General features: G+C 51.7%; 7 protein-coding genes and 3 pseudogenes. 8 read left to right on the top strand and 2 right to left on the bottom strand.

Annotation, left to right across the window (positions count from 1 at the left end; genetic code table 11):
- The 7 genes and pseudogenes from KRZ98_RS15885 to KRZ98_RS15855 form a co-directional block, all read left to right on the top strand.
- Nucleotides 1–111 (top strand): annotated as a pseudogene (locus KRZ98_RS15885) (IS5/IS1182 family transposase); the annotation flags it as partial.
- A gap of 258 nt (nucleotides 112–369) precedes the next feature.
- Nucleotides 370–1,272: an IS5 family transposase gene (locus KRZ98_RS15880; RefSeq protein ID WP_217674439.1), complete on the top strand. Its 903-nt coding sequence runs from the start codon at nucleotides 370–372 to the stop codon at nucleotides 1,270–1,272.
- Nucleotides 1,273–1,848: 576 nt separating this feature from the next.
- Nucleotides 1,849–2,886, top strand: coding sequence for a GDP-mannose 4,6-dehydratase (gene gmd, locus KRZ98_RS15875; RefSeq protein ID WP_217674438.1), 1,038 nt, complete (start codon nucleotides 1,849–1,851; stop codon nucleotides 2,884–2,886).
- Complete coding sequence (locus KRZ98_RS15870; protein WP_217674437.1) at nucleotides 2,886–3,740, top strand: GDP-mannose 4,6-dehydratase; 855 nt, start codon at nucleotides 2,886–2,888, stop codon at nucleotides 3,738–3,740. Before gmd ends, KRZ98_RS15870 begins: the two co-directional genes overlap by 1 nt.
- Nucleotides 3,741–3,809: 69 nt before the next feature.
- Nucleotides 3,810–4,466, top strand: coding sequence for an ABC transporter ATP-binding protein (locus tag KRZ98_RS15865; protein WP_217674436.1), 657 nt, complete (start codon nucleotides 3,810–3,812; stop codon nucleotides 4,464–4,466).
- Between the two features lie 130 nt (nucleotides 4,467–4,596).
- A pseudogene (locus KRZ98_RS15860) lies at nucleotides 4,597–5,677 on the top strand (IS3 family transposase).
- 266 nt (nucleotides 5,678–5,943) lie between these two features.
- On the top strand, nucleotides 5,944–7,800 hold the full coding sequence (locus tag KRZ98_RS15855) for a class I SAM-dependent methyltransferase (RefSeq protein ID WP_217674435.1): 1,857 nt from the start codon (nucleotides 5,944–5,946) through the stop codon (nucleotides 7,798–7,800).
- 23 nt (nucleotides 7,801–7,823) lie between these two features.
- Here the strand turns inward: KRZ98_RS15855 and KRZ98_RS15850 are convergent, their stop codons facing one another.
- On the bottom strand, nucleotides 7,824–9,074 hold the full coding sequence (locus tag KRZ98_RS15850) for a hypothetical protein (protein ID WP_217674434.1): 1,251 nt from the start codon (nucleotides 9,072–9,074) through the stop codon (nucleotides 7,824–7,826).
- Nucleotides 9,075–9,337: 263 nt separating this feature from the next.
- On the opposite strand from KRZ98_RS15850, the gene KRZ98_RS15845 reads away from it, so the two are divergent.
- Nucleotides 9,338–15,004 carry a glycosyltransferase gene (locus KRZ98_RS15845; protein WP_217674433.1) on the top strand — a complete coding sequence of 1,889 codons (5,667 nt, stop codon included), beginning with the start codon at nucleotides 9,338–9,340 and terminating at the stop codon, nucleotides 15,002–15,004.
- A gap of 269 nt (nucleotides 15,005–15,273) precedes the next feature.
- Here the strand turns inward: KRZ98_RS15845 and KRZ98_RS15840 are convergent.
- A pseudogene (locus KRZ98_RS15840) lies at nucleotides 15,274–15,843 on the bottom strand (integrase core domain-containing protein); the annotation flags it as partial.
- Nucleotides 15,844–15,989 lie beyond the last annotated feature (146 nt).

The raw sequence follows: 15,989 nt of genomic DNA, 5'->3' as shown, positions 1-15,989 counted from the left end.
TTTTTCTGCAGCCTCAAAACATTCCGCCGGATCGCTACCCGGTACGAAAAAACTGACGAGAGCTACCGCGCTATGATCAATCTCGCGGCCTTGAAAATCGCTATGCGCTAATGTCCACAGGCCTTAGCGGAGATTGCAGATCGCACTCCAAAATGTCTGACCATTTCATGGTCGAAACTATCCGGCATCCGCCGATGGCATCGACGCGCCAGATGCTGCCAGCGACTCCCTGACCCGCGCGATCGCCATGTCCATCGGCGCGGTTTCGCCCATAAAGGCTTGTTGCGTAATTGAGCTTGGGGATTCTTTGTGGGAATCGAGTGCGTTAGGGGGCACTCATGCCCAAGCTTGGTCCCACCGAGATATCGCATGACGAACTCGATCGCGTATAATCCAGCGCTGAAGCAGCGGGGTTCTCTGGATGTTTGGTTGATCCGGATATGCACTCGCTGTCGGGACCATGCGGTCGCACCGGCCGTCCTGCTCCTTTTTTCGGACAGTGCGATTGAGCTGTGCTTGACGTTGAAAAGGCTATTCACCCTGCCGTTGCGGCAGGCGACGGGGTTGGTGGCGCGCCTGCTCAAACTGGCTGATCTGGACTGTCCGGTGCCGGATCATACGACGCTATGCCGACGTCAAAAGACGCTGCCAGTGACGCTTGGCGGTCGTCCCAGTTCGGGCGGTCTGCATCTTCTGGTCGACAGCACCGGGATCAAGATGATGGGCGAAGGGGAATGGAAGACACGCAAGCACGGTGCTTCCTATCGTCGCCAATGGCGCAAAGTGCACATCGGGATCGACGCAGAAAAGCTTGATATCCGCGCCATTGAAGCCACCACCAACGCAATTGGGGATGCCCCTGTCTTCCCCGATCTGTTGGCGCAGATCCCGGCAGATGAAAAGAGCAGCAGTGTCGGCGGGGACGGCGCATACGACACCAAGAAGTGCCATGCCGGGATCGCTGAACGCGAGGCGCAAGCCATCATTCCGGTCTGCCGCAACGGTCGACCATGGAAGGAGGATGGCCCTGGCGTGCAAGCCCGCAGTGAAACGCTGCGTGCGATCAAACGGCTTGGACGCACGATCTGGAAGAAGTGGAGCGGTTATCATCGCCGCAGCCTCGTCGAAACGAAAATGCACTGCTTCAAGCTGCTCGGTCAGCGCGTCATGGCCCGCACCTTCAATCGTCAGATAACCGATTTCAAAGTCCGTTCGGCGATCCTCAATCGATTTTCGCAAATCGGTGCATCTATTACCGTCCGCGTTCCGTAGTAATCTTAAATGAAGTCTTTCATATCCTTCCTAAGTTATGCAGCAAGACCACTATACAATGATGAGGTGCGATAATTTTGGCGTCCAGCAATTCACTGGATCGCGTCTCAGCGGGAGGAGTTGGATTGGCCCCTGCATTTTCCAGCGCCAGTCTTAGCCCATCGTGTGCCTCGCACTGCCGACAGTCTGATTAGGGGATTGCCTCTAAACGGGCCATCATTTCAAAGCCCGTATAGCAGGCGCACCGGACCGCCCGTTCGCCGGACTGTTCTATGCGGATTGCGCTATTGCCCAAAGGCCAGTGTACCATAATCGGCGAAGGTTGGTATAAATCTGACTTCAGCAAATATAGCCAAAGCAATGTTTGCGAACAAACTTCGCAAGTCCACAAGTAACATTATCTGAGCCTAGTACGCAAAATTAGCGATGCCCAGCCTGCCTCGGAACCTCATTCGAAGGATCGATTATCCCGTTAGATCAGCAGATTAACTTGCGACGAAAACGGTCGCTTTGCCCTCTGGCCTTCGCGCCACAATGCCACTAATGGAGATGCCAATGCCATTGAGGGAGCAAAATATGTCGAAAAGTGCCATTGTTACCGGAATCAGCGGCCAGGATGGTGCGTATTTGGCAGAAAATCTGCTTGACCGAGGATATACAGTTTACGGTACGTATCGCCGGACCAGCTCGGTTAATTTCTGGCGAATCGACGAGCTGGGCATTTCCCAGCACCCTCAATTGAAATTGGTCGAGTATGACCTCACCGATATGGGGTCGGCAATCCGCCTCATCGAAACGTCACAAGCGACAGAGGTTTATAATCTCGCTGCGCAAAGTTTCGTGGGCGTGTCATTTGATCAGCCCATCACTACTGGCCAGATCACAGGCCTTGGCGCAGCCTATCTGCTGGAAGCGATCCGTACCGTCAACAAGGACATCCGTTTTTACCAGGCGTCTACATCGGAGATGTTTGGTAAGGTGCAGGCAATCCCGCAGAGCGAAGACACGCCTTTCTACCCCCGCAGTCCTTACGGCGTGGCGAAGCTTTACGCCCATTGGTTGACAGTCAATTATCGCGAAAGCTTTGGTATTTTCGGTACCAGCGGCATCTTGTTCAATCACGAATCGCCTCTGCGCGGCCGCGAGTTCGTGACACGTAAGATCACGGACACCGTTGCAAAAATCTCCCAAGGCAAGGCCGATATCCTGGAACTTGGCAATCTCGATGCCAAGCGCGACTGGGGCTATGCCAAGGATTATGTCGAAGGAATGCGGCTTATGCTTCAGCATGACGTTCCCGACACCTATGTCCTTGCCACCAATCGAACGGAGACAGTTCGCCATTTCGTCGAATTGGCCTTCGCTCAAGTTGGCATTTCGCTCGAATGGTCGGGCAGGGAAGAAAATGAGATTGGTTTGGATCCCAAGAGCGGCAAAACGCGGGTTCGCATCAATCCTGCTTTCTACCGGCCCGCCGAGGTCGATCTGCTGATTGGCGATCCTGGCAAAGCAGAGCGCGAACTGGGTTGGAAGCCAACAGTTCAGCTCGAGGAACTCGCACGCTTGATGGTAGAAGCCGATGTCAGGCGGAACGCTGCGGGCTGGTCGTTCTGATGCGTGTAGCGCTGACCGGCGCGACTGGGTTTACGGGTCGTTTTGTCAACTCTGCTTTAAAAAAGGCGGGGCTGACGCCGGTCGCGCTGCAGGTTGATCTGCGCGATAGGGAGGCAGTTTACAAAATTGTCGACGCGGCGGATTTTGACAGGGTCATCCATCTTGCCGGATACGCTTTTGTCAATGCCGCCGATTGGGAGTCCTTCTATACAATCAATCAGCTAGGAACACTGAACCTGCTTGATGCAGTAGCACGGAAAAAGCCTGGCGCTCGGTGCATCATAGCATCCAGCGCCCAAGTATATGGTCCACATGCCAAAGGCCTTATTTTAGAAGATGCGCTTACCAATCCCACAAATCATTACGCCCTGAGCAAATGGGCGATGGAACGTGGTGCTGAATTGTGGCGGGATAAATTGGAGATCGTTACAACACGGCCATTCAATTACACTGGATTAGGGCAGGACACCCAATATCTCATCCCCAAGATCGTTGACCATTTTCGCCGACGGGCCGATGTAATCGAACTCGGCAACATGTGGGTTCGGCGTGATTTTGGAGATGTCCGCTCAGTTGCAGACGCATATGTCGGCCTTACGCTGGCCGCTACCGTGCCTCCAGTAGTCAATATCGCAACCGGAACGGTATCTTCGATCGGCGATATTCTGGAACAACTCACAGCGTTGAGCGGCCATCATATCGATGTCCAAGTCAACCCCGCCTTCATTCGTAAAGGTGATGTAGAGGTTCTTGGTGGAAGCGCTAAAATACTGAGGGAGAATTTGCCGGATTGGCAGCCTGTGCCGTTAAGCGACACATTGAAATGGATGTATAACGCCAGTAAAAATGAATAAGATCAGAATATGCATAGCATGGTGTTGTCCAACGATATGCTTTCATAAAATTAACTTCGGGTTGCAAGCATGATATTTTTTCAAAACGTCTCCAAAAGCTATCATATTCGAAAGTTTCGAAAAGACGTGTTGAACGACCTGAACTTCGAAATTCCGACCGGATCCAGCTTGGGCATTTGCGGTGCCAATGGCGCTGGAAAATCGACTCTAATGCGCCTTATTTCCGGCGTCGAAGCGCCTACCTCCGGGAAAATAACGCGCACCGTATCTTGCTCTTGGCCAATAGGATATTCGAGCTGCTTTCAGTCCAGCTTGACCGGCGCGGACAATGCTCGCTTTATCGCCAGAATTTATGATAAGGACATCCAAGAGCTTCTTAATTATGTTGAAGATTTTGCCCAGCTGGGGCCATATTTCTATCAACCTATTTATAGCTATTCTGCAGGTATGTTGGCCCGCTTGGCATTTGGCGTGTCGCTGGCAATCGAATTTGACTGCTATCTGGTTGATGAAGTCACAGCTGCTGGCGATGATCGCTTCCGCCAGAGGTGCGAGGAAGCACTTCACTATCGTCGCTCGACCGGGACGTTGCTAATGATCAGCCATGATCCCAGCACTTTGCGTTCATATTGTGAACGAGGCGCTGTGCTAATGGACGGAAAACTTATTTTCTTCGATTCTATCGATGAAGCTATCGCCGTTCATATGGAGAACCAGGCACGCTAATATCATTGATTATATCAGATGGGAAAAGCAGCCAAAATCAAGACACAAAGTGATCTGATCCCGGAAAACTGGATCGTTTCGAGTTAGAGTTTTTCGCCGTACTCTCCCTCGCTGGGAGGAGCGAAGGACGATGAAGGCATCGAGGTTTTCTGACGCCCAGAAGGCGTTCATCCTGAAGCAGGACGCGAACGGTGTTCCCGTGGCGGACATCTGCCGCAGGGCGGGGATCAGCCCGGCGACCTACTTCAACTGGAAGAAGAAGTACGACGGCATGCTGCCGCCGGACATGCGCCGGTTGAAGCAGCTCGAGGATGAGAATTCGAAGCTGCGCAAGCTCGTGGCGGACCTCTCGCTCGACAAGGAGATGCTGCAGGACGTCATCCGCCGAAAACTGTGAGACCTGCTCGCAAACGCGAGCTGGTGAACGGGTTTCGCAGTGATTGGGGCGTGTCGATCCGCCGGGCTTGCAGGGTTTTGGAGATGGACACATAGACGTGTCATTACAAATCCCGCCGCCGCGAGCAGGCCGGCATTGAAGCCCGCATCCGAGAGATCTGCGAGACGCGTGTCCGCTATGGGTACCGCCGCGTCCACGTTTTTCTTCGCCGTGAAGGCTGGGAGATCAACGTGAAGCGAAAGTACAGTATTTACAACGAGTTAGGCCTCCAGCTCCGCAACAAGAGACCCAAGCGCAGGGTGAAGGCCAAGTTGAGGGAATACCGCTGCGCGGCCTCCCGCGTAAATGATGTTTGGGCCATGGACTTTGTCAATGACCAGTTGGCAACGGGTCGGAAGATCCGTCTCCTGACGGTCGTCGACACGTTCTCGCAGTTCTCGCCAGCGCTTGATCCGCGCTTCAGCTAACGCGGCGAGGACGTCGTCCAGACTCTCGAGGTGACCAGCGCCGTGGTTGGGTATCCAAAGACGATCCGGATCGACCAGGGCTCGGAGTTCATCAGCCGGGACCTGAATTGATGCTGGACTTCTCCCGGCCTAGCAAGTCGACGGATAACGCCTACATCGAGGCGTTCAACGGGCGCTTCCGGGCGGAGTGCCTGAACACCCATTGGTTCCTGACGCTTGCAGATGCCCGCGAAAAGTTGGAGGAGTGGCGCAGATACTACAACGAGGATCGGCCGCACGGTGCCATCGGCAACAAGCCCCCGATCACGCTTATGAATCCCGGTGACGCACCCAGCCCGTCACCGTGACCCTGGCCGGGAAACTCTAACCCCGGGTTGGTCCAGAGAATGGTGTCGGATCATGAAGGAGCCGGACTCTACCTCTGACTGGTAACAATCAGGGGAGCACGTCACCACGACCCGCCGCGCTTCTGGCACATCCGTCCGATTGTCGCCAATTCGCTATAGATTCCAAAATCATGTTTCCTTAAGTAGGACTAGCGCAATTTTTCATCCTGACAAAATATGGCTTGGGATGAATCTATAATATATTATTATATATTGAATGAGAAATTATGGCCCATCACATAATAAAAGACGCAAAAATTCTTTTTTATGGCGAAGATATAATAGTGCTTTACAAGCACTTTTCTAACGATCGGTGCGTAATAACATTTACTTCTCGAGTATCAAGCAACGATATTCCGCCTGCAGCATTTGGCATGAATATGCTAAATGAGAAAAAATGCTCATATATATGCGTAATTTCTCAGTCAAATCATTGGTGGCAAGTAGACAATTTCGTGCCCGCTATGCGGGCGATTAAAAACTATCTTAAAAATGCAAAATATGACGAGACAATTGTCTATGGCGGATCCATGGGCGGTGTGGGTGCTATTCATGGATCCGCGATATTAGAGCCTGACAAGGGTATCATATTTTCCGCGCAATATGATATTTCGCCCGACATTACCGATTGGGACAACAGATGGCACGATGATGCGCGGAAATTGAAAATCTCGTTGGAAAACGGCGCGCTAACTGCGTGCAAGACTACTGAATTTCTATATATTTATGATCCATTTAATCTCGATAAAAGACATTTTCTGATCTTTAATGACTTTTTGAATGTACATCCCCTGCCCTTGCCACTGGCGGGCCATGAGGTATTCACAACGATGAAGGAGGCTGGTGTCGCAGGCAAAGTAGCCCGTCACTTGCTACTTTCGCAAGAGTCGTTGCAGGATCGCGCAGCGTTTGTACGCGATATGTATCGAAATTCACGGCGCCAGTCGGCAATCTACTGGAGAAATTTGACAAATTTGGCCGCGCGCAGAGAAAAGTCCAGATTGCTAGACCACGCGCTGGATCAGCTTGAGCGTTTGGGCTGGAGCGATGCTGTTTCCCTTCATACGCTAGGCCTCATTTATCTTACTAAGAAGGCTGATCCTGGCAAGGCTGAAAGCTTCTATGATCGGTGCATTGCAATTGACCCAGATCACCCGGCGGCCTGGAGAGGCAAAGCGAAATGCCGGCAAGCAAAACGCGATATGACCGTCGCTGTCGAGTTTGCGATTGCCGCATTAGCCCGGAATCCAGGTTCTGCAGATCTGGGGCGCGTCTTGATTGAGGCTGCCCATCATGCTGAAAATAAAGAAATCCTTGCCTGTGCGGCACATCTTTACCTAGCTGCCAATCCAAAAGCACGAGAAGAGAAATTTATCCGGCAACATGTTCCTGATGATGTTTGGATGCGGCCGATGGACGCTCAGGTGCAGAAGTTTGTTGCGGTTATGAGGATTATCAAGGATCGGCGACCGCGACGTTATAGCCAAATCTATCAATGCCTGCGCGCAACCAGTCCCCAGTCCATTCTGGAAGTCGGTGTATTCGATGGTGAAAATGCAAGCCAGATGATCCGTTCGGCCGCCTCGCTCACAGAGGATAACGACAATTTTGCCTATCACGGCTTTGACCTTTTCGAAGATATGGACGCCACGATCTTTGAAAAGGAATTTTCCAAATATCCCTTATCTCAAGAAGAGATTTTCAACAAACTGGCTCCGCTGGATGTAAAAATCTCTCTCTTTAGAGGCGATACGAAGGTGACTTTGCCTAGCTACGCCAAGGAAGCTTTGGGTAAGAGGAATCATATTAAGTTCGCATTCATTGATGGGGGACATAGCGAAGAAACGATCCTATCTGACTGGATCAGCATATCTTCGATCATGAATGAAAAATCTCAGGTAATATTCGACGACTATTATTTGCAGACACCTGAAAATCTGAAGGGTGTCGGATGCAATCGGCTTATCGATCGTTTAAGCACTGACCCTCGTTATGCTGTTGAGATTCTACCGATCAGCGACCGCTTTCAGAAGGAAATGGGCATGTTGGAAATCGCTTTAGTCCGCGTTCGCCTCGCCCGTTGACTTGCGTGAATCATTCTCGTGCATCAAGCGCCAAGAAAACGATTTAGGGCGCCCTGATCAATCTCCAGCGCCATTGCGCAACGCGCACGAGCATCTTTGAACACGACCCATTTACCATCGGGACTTATGGCGGGTTGCACCTCATAGGGCTGACCCGAAACTGCGTTCGTGGCCCTGAATAGGAAGGCGCGCTTGCCGGTCTGAATATCGACCAATTGAATATCGCTTATGTCAAAGGCACCTGCGCCAGTTTCCGTCAGCCAGCCAGAAGGTGGCCGCGCTGGTGTTTGGATTCCACGAAACGCTGCCGACACTCCCGAAACTTGGTCGTCCGCTGATCCCTGAAGAGATACAACTGCCCATCGCCCATCGCGGCTAATGTTGCAATGGAAGTCTCGATTGGATTCGCTAATTAGACGCCTTTGGCCGTCAAAGCCAACTTCATAGAGTCCTCGAGGGGTTGCCGCGCTCGATCCATGCGCGATGGTAAGTAGCGCCGCCTTGTGAAACATCGCCCGTTCGTGAGAAACGACATAGGTCTTGCCGTCATCTGTTACTTGATCAAAAATATTGCGCCCGTTTGGCGCATTACGTGCATTCCACACCCACATGCGATGGGTAGAGCGCTGCGGAGGCCTGACATTCTGCGCATAGCAGATCCATGAGGGCGCATAGGGCGAAAAATGGGCATGATCGATTTGCCACGAAGGATGCAATATCCGATCCAACGTGCCGTCGGCAGTGGCAATCGTCGCTGCTTCGAACCCCTGCGGCTTGGCGTAGTGCGATCTCGCCACTAAAATCTTTGATCCATCCGGCGAGATGTCGAGATCTTGAGCAACCGTCCAACCTGGTTCGCTGAGAATTTGCTTTTCGGTTCGGCGGGGCGATTTAAGGTCGATCAAAGCAGCGCCGAATGTCTTGGGAATGGCGAGTAGCCCGTTTTCCGATACCGCGAAATATGTTCTAGCCGCAGCTACAGAGGCCATCGGTTCTAGGTCACCAGATGAAAAATCTATCGCAAGATAATCGAGCCCCGCCCTCCCCCTCACCGTCGAAGGCCTCGCCACCAAGCAACGTCCGTCTGGCAGGAAGCCATTAGCATGGGGATATGTGCTATAGCTGTTTGTCGGACCTCGCACGACCCGCCGGACGAAGGGAGATGAAGGTTGGTCTCTGGCCACAATTGCGGCTTGTGCATCTGACAAGATAAAACGGCTTCCACACGCCGCCAACAGCGCCAATGTGGAGCGACGATTTAGCAGGTGGCGCATCCAAATCTCCAAGGCATTGTCGCCATGCTCCCCGGTGCCGATACGTTTACGGACGCTGCAAGTTCCGCCAAATATGTCGGGATCGTCACATCTTGATCGAACGCAATCATTCGCTATTACCCGTTGATCCTGAGGATATAACAACGGGCCGGGACATGCCTAAAGGCCGTAGGGGAATTTTTGGAATAATATTGATCTTGGCTAAATGATTGGTCGTCGCTATCGGCAGTCAATTTATGTGAATTACAGAATTAGGAAATTCTATGACTTATGTGAACATTGTGCTTTCCGACAAAGGCTGGATTTTGGAAAGACTTGCTCGCGAAATAAGCATAAGATTACCCTATGTTCGGTATGGATTGGCAATTGATCCAACTGCGGACATTCAGTACTATATGACTTATTCGACGTGGAATAAACGTAATTCCAAGGTTGAAGTAGGATATTTTGCCCATCTTGAAAAAGATGAAAATACAAAGGAAAAGTTTTTTAACGTCGTCGATAATGTTGATTACTGCGTTTGCCATTCTGATCTATACAGTGAAATTATACGCGATCATGGTATGCAAAACGTCCTCACCATTTCGCCGGGGGTTGACCTTGAACATCTTCAGCCAAAGGTGAAAATTGGGATAGTTGGGCGTACTTATCATACTGGCCGCAAAGGCGAAGCGCTTGTTCGCCAGGTTATGGATATCCCCGGTATCGAATGGCATTTCACCGGGGAAGGCTGGCCCGGCCCAGCGCTGAAAATCCCTGACGGCAAAATGTCGGATTTTTACAATAGCATGGATTATATTTTGGTGCCTGCCTTGTACGAAGGTGGGCCCATGAGTGTCGCAGAAGCGCTTGCGTGCGGCCGTCCGGTGATTGCACCGCCCATCGGCTGGGTAAGCGCATTCCCACATATCGAATATAAGACAGGCGACGCGCACGATCTGCGACGTGTCTTGCTCGATGTGGTGGCGCAGCGCAATCAACTGCGGGCCTCGGTTCTCGACCGGACATGGGATGCCTGGGCAGAGGGGCATGACAAGTTGTTTCAAATGCTGGTTCGGGAACATGATCTCGCGCCCTTGGAGGCGACAAGCGCCGCGTCGATCTCGGTCGGGCTGGCCATGCATGGCAACGAAGGAAAATCTCTAGGCGGCCCTTCCGTACGCGTGCCCAAGACAGCGGATCATCTCCGCCGTATCGGGTTCGATAGCCAGGTCATCAATTTTCCAGACCCCGCCATCAAAAACGTTGATCTTTTGCATGGTTTCAACGTGTGGTCGCCGATCAGCGCGCGCGATCTGACACGCAACGCGATCGAAAATGACAAGCCCTTTGTCCTATCCTCTATCTTTCTGGATTTGAGTGAACGGGAATTCTGGCACGACAGGCTGATATCGATATTTGAACATACGGCGAACCCTGACGCGATTGACGATCAAATCGCACGCAGCCGGGCGCAATTTTTGCGCGATCGCGCACAGGGTTTATTTTCGACCGAAGGAATGCCAGGTCATTTTCAGCTGACGCGCGAGATGGTTCGCCTGGCTGATCACGTCATTTTGCTGAGCGAGAAGGAGAAAAGCGCTCTGTCGGACATGGGTGCCGTACCCAGATCTTCGACCATCGTTCACAATCCTGTCGACGCAGAGCGTTTCGGCAATGCGGACCCTTCGTTGTTTGCAAACGAAACTGGCCTGACTGATTATATTCTATGCGTCGCTCGTATCGAGCCGCGCAAGAACCAATTGATGCTGCTTCATGCCCTGCGTGACCTTGACTTGCCTATCGTTCTCTTTGGACACATAGGTAGTCGGCAATATGAAAAATTGATTGAACGGTACAGGAAGGACAATGTCCATATTTTTGGACGCATCTCTCCTGATGACCCTCTGCTGGCATCCGCAATTGCCGGGGCGAGGGTATTTACCTTGCCTAGCTGGAGCGAAGGCGCCCCCCTTGCTGCCTTGGAAGCAGCGGCAAGCGGCGCCACCATGGTTCTATCCGACCGCTCGTCCGAGCCGGAATATTTTGGCGATTTCGCTCGCTATTGCGACCCGGCCGATCCCCAATCCATTAGGGACGCCATCTTAGGAGCCTATGAAAACCCTCTCGATGCAGATGGCAAAGCTGCCCTGAAACAATTTGTGGCAAAGAATTTCTCGTGGGAACAATATGCCCGCAGAACGGGTGAAGTCTACGAAGCAACGCTGAAAGAACGCGCGCAAAGGCCCAAACCCGTCACGGCCGTGCCACAGGTCAAGTCCGCCACCGGCAAGCGCAGGATCATTCTTGATGTAACTACAAGTTGCCATCATAAAGGGCGCTGGACGGGTATTTCTCGTTCGGAAATGTCATTGGCGCAGGCACTGCGACACAATGATGACATCGAACTTAGTTTCGTAGCTTGGCACAATGGCCTTAAACGCTTCGTCGATATCCCTAGCGATGCTTTGCATCAGGATTATCTGCGCACCTATTTCGAGCAATCTATCCCGCAAAATCCGCGCCCCGTTTCCATTTCAGATGGCGATACGCTGATCATATCCGGCAGTGCATGGATGCAGAATATTGTTTATGCTGAACAATGTGTGGAGCTATCCAATCGTTTCAACATGAATTTTGTGTTCATAGTATATGACATCATTCCTACGATTTTTCCATTTTGGTTTGAAGAGAAATACTCTCCTGTTTTTACGAGAAACTTCGCTACTTTATTGAAGCGCTCCAACCGCATATTTGCGATATCTAAGCATACGAAGAAAGATATCGAAAATTTTGCGTTTAATAACAGCATCGAAATACCAAAAACGGATATTTTTTATATTGGCGAAACCATAGATGAGAGCCGGACCGGTGCCGAAATGGTGCCCGATGCTGCTATTGTTGAACGTTTTTATAGCCAGAAATTTGTCTTGAATGTCGGGGCGATCCATTCTCGGAAAAATCATCGGCTGCTTTACGATGTCTGGACGATGCTAATTGAAAAATATGGTCGGCGTTGCCCTCATCTCGTTTTGGTTGGTGGTGTGGGCTGGAATGGCCACGATGTAGCCCGCGCATTCCGCGAGGATAAGCGGATGTATGGACTGGTCCATATCCTCGAAAATATTGACGATGCGACTTTGAATTGGCTTTACGAAAACTGCCTGTTCACCGCTTATCCATCGCTTTATGAAGGATGGGGTCTGCCGGTCGCGGAAAGCCTGTCCCGTGGAAAAATCTGCATTGCGTCCTCCGCATCTTCGGTGCCAGAAATCGCCCCTGCCCTCACCGATCTTGTAGATCCGCTTGATATAAGGGCATGGTATACATGCATTGACATGTACGCCACGAGCACCGCGCTGAGAGAAGCCCGCGAGTTGGAAATTCGAACGGCTTATGCGCCACGATCCTGGGAAACGGCCACCACTCGATTGATTGCCGATATCCAAACGCAAACAGAACCCCCATTTGCGCGGTCTTCCTACACAGTGGGCACACCGTTAAAGCTGGTTGGTCCGGATGCCGCCTTGTTCAAGAGTGGAGGATGGCATATATCGGAAAGCTGGGGAATATGGTCGTCAAGCCATTCGTCTAAGCTGCGGCTAAACCTGTCTGAGCCTGCACAAGGCAAGATGGTTCTTACCATATTGGCGCGTGCGCTGGCCCAGGAAAACGAACCTGTACAGACGGGCGTTCGTGTCAATGATGCTCATGTCGGCACAATCGTCTTTTACAAGGGCGCCGAGCTTTCAGCGTCTTTCAGCATACCCGCGAACGCCATCGAGGGCCGCAAAGTGGTCGATATCGAATTTGTTACCGACAACTTGATTAGACCCAAGGCGCTGTCTCCTAAATCAACCGACAACAGAAAATTGGGTGTCGGGGTAATGGAGGTTGCGATCATGCCCCTTCAGGAATTCCATTTCGCCGACAGGGGGCAGCATAGTTCCCGGACTGCAATACCGCCATTTAAGGTTGATCAGCCGCTGTGGTTGATTGGCAATCCCAAGATCAATAGCTTTTTCGGTTCAGCTGTCGCTGTTCATCCCGCCTGGGGTGTCCGCGCGAAATCTGGGCCGCTCAAGCTTGTGCTCAATGTTCACGAACAGTTGGAGCGCGACATGATGTTGGCGGTTACCTATCGGGCCTGCGCGACGCTCGATCATCCGGTGCGCGTCCTTGTAACCGACCATTTTGGTAACATCGTCGGGAAATTCGAGGCAGTGGATGATGGTCTGCACACTGTCCGCTTACCCATCTCCGCCGCACTACGGCGGTTAAGCACGCCTATGAAGCTTGTGTTCAACTGCTCAGCAACATCGACGCCCCATGCGCTTGGCATAGGCCATTTCGGCGAAGCTTTCGGCATAGGCATGTTTGAAGTCGTTATGGAAACCGGCCTGAAAGCTCTGCCTGATCGCATTCAGGATGAAGATGCTTCGCCGCTTCCAACGGGAGGTACTATTGATTTCGAACGAGACCAGGATGCAATCCGTTATCTTGATCGTTCATTTTGGCATCCGGCGGAACGTGGTGGGGTGTGGACCCGCGGCGACCGGGGACGTTTGGTTTTTGTACTTCCGCAGCGGCACCGGACTGATTTTGTGATGGAACTGGTCGGGGTGCCCTATCAGCCGTTCGAAAATGGCTGGGAACCGACATGCTTGGTAAATGGAATTAAACAACAATCAACAATCCTCCAAGACAAGGAAAAAACCAGGCTATTCATTTATGTTTCTTTCAAAAGCATACAGGACTCTTTGCGAGACATTTCAGTTTTAAGAGTTGAATTTGAAACAAATTCCGCGATACCTTTTATTGGTAGGCGCGCTTCGGATGATAGAGATATAGGTTTTTTCCTGCAACATCTGCGCATTCACAGCGAAAATTATACAGCATTGCCAGTAAACTATCAGGACAAGCTCTGCTTTGGTCTACATAATGATATAGGCGATCTGGATGGTGGTCCATATCTACGGTTACCAAGTTGGTATGACCGCGAAGAAACCGGTTGCTGGAGCAGAGGGCGAGTTGGCCGCCTTGTCATGAGTTTAGCACAACAGCCAAATGAGGATTTCCAACTCGAAATTATAGGATTTCCCTATATCCGTATTGACGATGGCAATGCCCTTGCCATCAAGGTGAATGGAATCACGCAGAATTTCTCGATCGCTCCACAAGGTTTCGATGATCGTATTCTCATAACGGTATCAATTGCCAGTCTCGCTGACACGTGGGATGAGACCATTCAGTTGAACATTGACCTCTCGGTTGATTTCATCGGCGTGCCTGCGCTGGAAGAAGGGTCTTACGACCATCGTTCGCTCGGATTTTTCATCAAGACCTTGGCAATGATGGAAGGGACATTTTCAGTGATGGAAATGACTGAGAGCCATACTCCTGTCATATCTTCCACGCACGTCTCATTCGAAACTGAACTGCTTGAGGCGCCGGAGCAGGAGCAAATTTTTCTCGATCCCGATAGTTGGTATGCGCGGGAAGAAGATGGTGTTTGGAGCATTGGCACCACAGGTCACGTCACGATGATCCTGCCTCAGACTGCAAAGGAAGATTTTTTACTGAAGATACATGGCGTGCCATTCATTTCCCATGATGATGGCAACCTTGTTAGCATAGTTATAAATGGATTGGCCTTTGACGTCGAACCCAATTCTTACGATCATTATTACAGCTATCAAATCCATGTTCCATCTTCTGTAACAGACCTGAATGAAGCACTGTTGGAGTTGAAGATAGAAATCCGCACATTGTTATCTGGATGCCCCGCGGAAATGGGCCAATCCCCGGATGAACGAAGCCTTGGATTTTATCTGAAGGATCTATTTGTCGGATCTATTGAGCCTGTTGATGCATCGGCTTCGATAGCGATGGATATTTTGCTAGATGATCAAGACGATGGCGATTTGCCGGATCAGGTGGTGGAGCATTGAGGGTTGTAGTTGGACTGTTTTCCGATTCAGGGTCTGGATTGCAAATCGGATCAAATGCACGGATCCCATCTCCCGATGGATTCGCGCGCGGCTTGCGCCTGCCTTTTGGAACGCCGCGCGCTACCAAGAGATGGTTGTTGGGATCGCCCTTCGTTCAGACAAGGAGCAAATCTTCTAAATGATGGCTTCGACGGTAGATCGTCGAGCGCGCATTCGGTTGGATAATTTGCTGGAAACAGGCGATTCGCGATGACGTGCTCCCTTGATTGTTACCAGTCAGAGGTAGAGTCTGGCTCTTCATGATGGTTGTTTGATGGGATGGCAACGTGTCTGGTGGCATGCCCCCAGATACGTTGGCCGGCGATCTCGGCAGGGGTCTTCCCGCCCAGTTTCGAGTGTTGCCTGACCGTGTTGTAATCGTGCCGCCAGGCGGTCAGCACGAACCGGGCATGGGCCGGCAAGGTGAACAGGGTCTCGTTGAGGCATTCGTCGCGCAGGCGACCATTGAAGCTCTCGACAAACCCTTTTTGCATGGGCTTGCCGGGCGCGATGTAGTGCCACTCAACCCGCCGCTCCTGCGACCAGCGTAGAATGGCCGACGAGGTCAGTTCGGTGCCATTGTCGCTGACCAATGTATGCGGCTTACCGCGGCTACTCATCAGGCTTGTCAGTTCCCGGGCTACCCGAGCCCCGGATAGCGACGTATCGGCCACCAGCGCCAGGCACTCCCGCATGTAGTCGTCGACCACACACAGGATGCGCAAGCGGCGACCGCAGATCAGGCTGTCAGATAAGAAGTCGAGGCTCCAGCGCTGGTTCGGACCATCCGGCAGCACCATCCGTTTCCGCATGCCCAGACCCAACTTGAACAGTGCTTTTGGAAAAGGCATTTTTGTTCAATGACATGCACGCACCGGCGCGAGTGTTACCACTACATTTTTGGGTTTGGTTGAGCTTGCAGAGGCTCAGGTTCGCGGCGGCAGTT

Source organism: Sphingobium sp. AS12 (assembly GCF_019097845.1).
GTDB lineage: Bacteria > Pseudomonadota > Alphaproteobacteria > Sphingomonadales > Sphingomonadaceae > Sphingobium.
Note: the sequence above shows the minus strand (reverse complement) of the source record. Positions and strands in the feature narration are given on the sequence as shown.